The sequence below is a fragment of the Anaerolineales bacterium genome (assembly GCA_022866145.1).
Classification (GTDB): Bacteria; Chloroflexota; Anaerolineae; order Anaerolineales; family E44-bin32; genus PFL42.
In genome coordinates, this window is the sequence record JALHUE010000541.1 from 1 (window position 1) to 5752 (window position 5752).

The window sequence follows — 5752 nt, forward strand, 5'->3', positions numbered from 1 at the left end:
CACCGGTGTGAACTGAGATGCTCGAAGTTGGCGTCGCGCCCCACTCACCCTCGGTGTCCCCGGGATCGGGCCGCGCGCAAGCCGCCTCCAGCGCCCGCCTGGGCTACAATCACGGCATGTCCTGGGAGATAACCGGTCACGAATGGGCTGAGCAATTGCTGCGCCAGCATATCGTGGCCGGCAAGGTGCGCCATGCCTACCTGTTCCTCGGGCCGGCGGGCGCGGGGAAGCGCACGTTAGCGCTCCGTCTGGCCCAGGCCCTGTCCTGCACGGCGCCGCCTGCGCCCGGGTCATACTGCGGAGCGTGCCGAGCCTGCCTCGGGGTGCCGCGGCAAAGGCATACCGATCTGCACTGCATCACCCGGGAGGAGGATCGAAGTCAGGTGCGTGTCGAGCAGATCCGTGAGCTCCAGCGGCAGCTGATCCTGGCGCCGCTGGAATCGCGCTGCCGGATCGCGCTGCTGACGGACTTCGAGCAGGCAAGTGAGGAAGCCCAGAACGCGCTGTTGAAGACACTTGAAGAACCTTCCAGCCAGGTGGTGCTGCTGCTGACCGCCGAGTCCGGCGACCAGCTTCTGCCGACAATCGTCTCGCGCTGCGAGGTGCTGTGGCTCAAGCCTGTCCCGACAGAGGTCATCCGCGCCTCGCTATTGGGACAAGGGCTTGTGCCCGATCAGGCAGATCTGCTCGCTTCGCTGGCGGGAGGCAGACCCGGCCAGGCCTTTGCCCTGGTGGAGGATGGTGAGCGCCTGGCGCAGCGGCAGGCGTTTCTCGACGACCTCAGGCTTCAATTGGGGGAGAGCGCTATTGCTCGCTTCGAGTACGCGGCGGATCGCTTGTCGCCGAAGCGGGACGAGCCGCTCTCGGTTCGGCGCCGCCGGGCGGGGGAGATGCTGGAATGCTGGCAGGGACTGTGGCGGGATGCCCTGCTGGCTTCCCACCAGGCCCGGGTCCCGCTGGTCAATGTCGACTCCGTCGAACTGGTTGAAGAGATCTGTCAGGCGTGCACGCCCGGAGAGATCGCCGATTGCGTGCTGGCCATCGGGCGCACGGCGGATGCCATCGAGCGCAATGTCGACCCCGTGCTGGCCCTCGAAGCCCTGATGCTGGACCTTCCACGCCTGCGGCCGTCAACCACCGACTGAGGCTGGGCGCGCCGACCGATACAGGGCCCACCACAGGCGGCGTCGGGTGGCGTGGGTTTCGGGGAGTAGGCGGAAACGACTAGCGGGGTTCGACGGTTAGGCGGATGGCAGTCCGCTCCCGGCCTTCGATGTCGATCGTGACGAACTCGGGGATGCAAACCACGTCCAGCCCGTCCTCGTGGAGATAGCCACGGGCGATCGCCACGGCTTTCACCGCCTGATTGACGGCGCCGGCGCCAATGGCCTGGATTTCGGCCCGCCGGTGCTCCCGAACCACGCCGGCGATGGCGCCCGCCACAGCCGAGGTGCGTGACTGAGCGGAAACCTTGACAATGTCCATCGGGCCCACTCCTTGGCAGCAGAAGCGACGGGCGCCCGATTGCGCGGCGTACACGAGGATTGTATAGGATTCGTGGGGCGGTCGCAAGAAGCAGGCGTCGGTCAGGGGACCTGGCCGTTGACCCGGGCAACTTCCTCTTCCTCGAACACGACCTCTTCCTTCCCCGCCAGCTTGTCTTTGATCTTGGAGACGATCAGGTCGAGATGGCTGCCGTAGGCTACGAAGTCGAGTTTGTCGGCGGGCACGGTAAGCACCGGACACAGCGTGAAGTTGCCGATCCAGTTCTCATAGAGGTTGTTGAGTTGGGCCAGGTACTCGGGGCGCATATGCTGCTCATACTCCCGGCCTCGCAGCGCGATCCGATCGAGCAGCGTTGGCAGGGAAGCCCTGAGATAGATCACCAGGTCCGGAGGGGGGAGGAAGTGGGTGAGGACCTCATACAACTCGCGGTAGGTCCGGTAATCCCGCTCCGACATGTCACCCTGCAGGCTGAGGTTGTAGGCAAAGATCTCCGCATCCTCGTAGACCGTACGGTCCTGGATGGCGGAGGTTGGGTGGTCCAGCAGCTGGCGGTGTGCCCGCAGGCGTGTGCTGAGGAAGAAGATCTGCGAGTGAAAGGACCAGCTGCGCATGTCGCGGTAGAAGTCGGCCAGATACGGATTCTCGCCAACGGGTTCGAAGAACGGATCCCACCCCAGGTGTCTGGCCAGCAACAGCACGAGCGTGGACTTGCCGACACCAATGTTGCCCGCCACAGCCACAAACCGCTTCATGTTGCATGCCTCCGTAGCCGATCAGACACCGTTGCGTCCCGCCCACGTTTCCAGCAGCTCTTCCACTCGATCCAGCACAGCCTCGAGCTGGTGGCAGCGCGCCGGCTGGGACAGCGGATCCAGGCCGCAGACGGCCAGGCTTGCTTCAAAGGCCGACAGGTGCCCGTCCTCTGCGCCCGGGGTGGGCAGAGCTCCCAGGGTGCGGGTCCAGGCGCGAAGCAGCGGCCAGGTCACGGCCTCGGGGCGGCCGGCTTCGAGCAGAGCCTGGAATCCCCCAAGCCAGTAGGCGCGTCGGGCCGGCTGCAGGCTTGGCGGCCGGTCACCGTCCAGCGCATCGAATGCCATCACCCAGCCCCTTATCCACTCAGGGAGCTGGTGATGAGCAGCCGACCCGCCGAGGAGTGAGGCGAGACTCTCGAGCAGGGCGGGTTGTTCCAGGGTGAGCAGGCGCCTCTCAAGCGTGAGCCACGCCCGGCGGCCGGCCGCCGGGGCCCCGGCCAGGCTGGCAGCGGCATTGGCCGCCTCCATCATCGCCCGCAAGAAGGGGGCACGCCAGGCGGGGGTGCTACGAGCGGCTTGCAGCCCGCGCTGCCCGGCCTCCAGGAAGGCCATCGCCCGGGCGTGCACATTGTCGGGGCGGAAGAACTGACCTCGAGCGCCGGCCTGGGCGACCTCGAACAGATGGGAAGGGTCATACAGGAACACCGGTTCGGCGATGGCCGGGCCCCACCAGGGATCGATCCGCAGCTCGCGCGGTTGGGCGTAGAAGGATGCAGGATGGTGAGCGATGTCGAGATGAATCTCCTCAGAAAGCGCCTTCACTTCCCGGGGTCGGGGCGGAGATCCGGAGTGGATCAAGACCAGGTCGATGTCGGCCGTACCGGAGACCAAGGGTTCGCCATGGGCCACCGAACCGGTGAGGTAGCCGGCAACGACATCGCCCTGCTCCGCCTGCAAGGCACACTCCCGCTTGGCCAGATCAATCAGCTTCTGCCGCGTGATGAGCACGCCGATCAACCTGCCGCAAATGGGAGTTCGGGCTGGAAGGGGGGAATCCCCAGGGCATCCCGGATTCGGTTGACGACATGCATCAGGTGTTCCGGGCGGTTGACGAAGTCTAGGGGAGTCGTGTCGAGAACCATAACCCGGTCATCCCTGCCGGCGGCGAAGTGGTGCTCATAAGCCTTGTTCAGGGCATCGATGTAGCCTCGGTCCATGTTGCGCTCGTAAGGGCGGTCGCGCCGGCCGATGCGCAGCATGGCGGTCGAGGTGTCCACCCGAAGGTACACCGTCAGGTCGGGCCGGATGATGCGCTCGGCGAGGGCTTCATGCACCTGGTTGTAGGTGTCGAGCTCATCGGCTTCCAGATTCAGGTGGGCGAACAAGCTGTCCTTGTCGAACGTGTAGTCGGCGATCAGGTTGCCGCGCGCCTGTAGGCGGGGGACTACTTCCCGCTGCTGTCGGTATCGGCTGAGGAGGAAGAAGATCTGGGTCTGGAAGGCATAGCGCTTCCGGTCGGCGTAGAAGTCGGAGAGAAAGGGGTTCTCCTCGAACACTTCCAGCAGCAGCTCGGCGTCGAAGCTCGGCTGAAGCAGCCGAGCGAGCGAAGTCTTGCCTACGCCGATGACGCCTTCAATCGCGATGAACATCGCAGGCTAAGTTCCTTGTGGATTGAGAACTGTTTCCGGGCGCGGCCACCCGTCGGGCCCGCAGGCTCACGAGTGTGTAGGATACTTGCGAAAGCGGGGCCATGCAACCGCGTGCTCGCCGACCGGCCGCCGGGTCCCTGGGCGCCAGCCCGCGTGCCGGCAAGCGGGTCAGGGCGAGATATTGTTGCGGAACTGCAGACAGTAGTGGTGGAAGGTGTTGCTCACCCAGGCGCTCCCCAGGCCGTAGGGGGCAAGCCGGATGTCGTCCTGGCACCAGATCCGCTCATCCTTCAGCGTATACGCCTGACTGAGGCGCGCCGCCAGGTCCCAGGCAAGAGGGTAGATCCGCCCGCCTTTCTTGACGTTCTTCACGATGATGGTCATGTACGCATTGTGCCGTAGCCGAGGCCTAAGGGCGAGGTAGATTGCGGACAGGCGATCGAGGAACTCGGGGTAGTCGTGGACATTCCCCAGGTCGGCCGGGGCGGTTGAATATGTGACATCCAGATCGGAGTCCCGCCGCCGCTGCTGCGTTTCAGCACCCCGCGCATGAAGCATGTCCCAATACGGTGGCGACGTCAACACATAGTCGATGACTGGAAGCTGAATGTGCTCGACATCCGCCGCATCCCTCTCGATCACGTCGGCCACCAGCCCTTCGGCGGCCTTCCCCAGGGAGGCCTTCTCGTCCTCCACGGCCTGACGTGACAGCGCGGCGTACTCCGGATTCAGTTCAATCCCGATGCCATGCCGGCCGGCGCGCAGGCAGGCCACCAGGGTCGATCCCGCGCCAACCATCGGATCAAGGACGATTTCGCCTGCATGGGTGAAGAACTCAATGAACTGCTGGGCGAGCGTTTCCGGGAACTTGGCCGGATGACGAAGGACATCCTTGCGCCGCGGCGGCGGGTTGTGGATGAACCAGGACTTCTGGAATTTCAGCCATTCTCTGGGCTCGAGATCGTTCAGACGATTGCGGAACGGATGGTCCGATGGCACGAAAACCTCCAGCGGTCAGGGGGCCGAGGTGGGGGTTGCGGCCAGAGCGTACACGGCTAGGTTGTCGAAAGCAACCGTGGTCTGACCGCCGGCCCCCGGCCTGGCGAAGAACCCCAGGCGCCCGAAGGATAAGCGAGAGTCTCGGTCCTCGAGAACGGGCTGGTGGTTGACGAACACCCGCAACTGAGAGCCCTGCGCCGAGACCGCCAGCCAGTTCAGACCGGCGGGTCCGGGAATGACGGAGCCGGAGGGGGTAGTGGCCGTCAAGGCGTTCGTCTGGTCGGCCAGAACCCGCAGCAAACGGGCTGAGCCCTCGCACAGCAAGCTCACCCGGTAGTGCTCGCCGGAGGGGGAGAGCCGGATCACCAGGCCATACTCATCGCCGGGCGAGCACACCTCAGACCGCACCTCGACCTCGGCATAGAAGTCACCGAGGGGGTCGTGTGGCGCAGGTTGCAGGATCGAGGTCGAAGGCTTGCGGGCGGAAAGGACCAGCCGACCGTCGACCAGGCTGGCGGCGCCAGACACGGTCTCCTCCAACTCCCACCCTTGGCGATCGTCGAACGCCTCGGAGAGGAGCATTTCCCCCAGCGGCACCGGCGCCGGGGGAGCCGGAGAAGCGGAGGGCGATGGGGTCAGGCTTGGAGGGGAGGGGGTGGTCGCCGTGGGCGTCGAGATCGCCCCTCGAGGGTCGGCCACCGGGGATTCAGCCGGGGTGCACCCGACAGCGGCTAGCGCTACCAGGGCGAGGGCGAACGGGGGAAGACGGGGGACAGGCGTTCTGCTCCGAAGGGTTGCGGCGATCATCCGGCAGATTCTCGGGCGGGGCGAGCCGCCGCCCTGCCG

Annotated in this window: 6 protein-coding genes and 1 pseudogene; 1 reads left to right on the forward strand and 6 read right to left on the reverse strand. The window is 65.6% G+C overall.

The features are described 5' to 3' along the window. The first annotated feature begins 116 nt into the window (after positions 1-116). Entirely contained in the window at positions 117-1145 is a 1029-nt protein-coding gene (locus MUO23_15410) for an AAA family ATPase (GenBank protein MCJ7514339.1), read from the forward strand. 79 nt (positions 1146-1224) lie between these two features. Here MUO23_15410 and MUO23_15415 read toward each other — a convergent pair whose 3' ends face one another. The 6 genes and pseudogenes from MUO23_15415 to MUO23_15440 all read right to left on the reverse strand — a co-directional run. Beyond that, a complete protein-coding gene (locus tag MUO23_15415) occupies positions 1225-1485 on the reverse strand; it encodes a stage V sporulation protein S (GenBank protein MCJ7514340.1) in 261 nt (86 codons plus the stop codon). A 101-nt stretch (positions 1486-1586) separates the two neighbouring features. Then, the gene (locus tag MUO23_15420) at positions 1587-2258 is read right to left on the reverse strand and encodes a deoxynucleoside kinase (GenBank protein MCJ7514341.1); all 672 of its coding nucleotides are present in this window, start codon (positions 2256-2258) and stop codon (positions 1587-1589) included. Positions 2259-2279: 21 nt separating this feature from the next. Next, on the reverse strand, positions 2280-3266 hold the full coding sequence (locus tag MUO23_15425; protein MCJ7514342.1) for a hypothetical protein: 987 nt from the start codon (positions 3264-3266) through the stop codon (positions 2280-2282). A gap of 5 nt (positions 3267-3271) precedes the next feature. After that, on the reverse strand, positions 3272-3907 hold the full coding sequence (locus MUO23_15430; protein MCJ7514343.1) for a deoxynucleoside kinase: 636 nt from the start codon (positions 3905-3907) through the stop codon (positions 3272-3274). A gap of 717 nt (positions 3908-4624) precedes the next feature. After that, positions 4625-4906: pseudogene (locus tag MUO23_15435) on the reverse strand (site-specific DNA-methyltransferase). Between the two features lie 15 nt (positions 4907-4921). Then, positions 4922-5752: hypothetical protein (locus MUO23_15440; GenBank protein MCJ7514344.1), on the reverse strand; the 831-nt coding region annotated here is incomplete at its 5' end.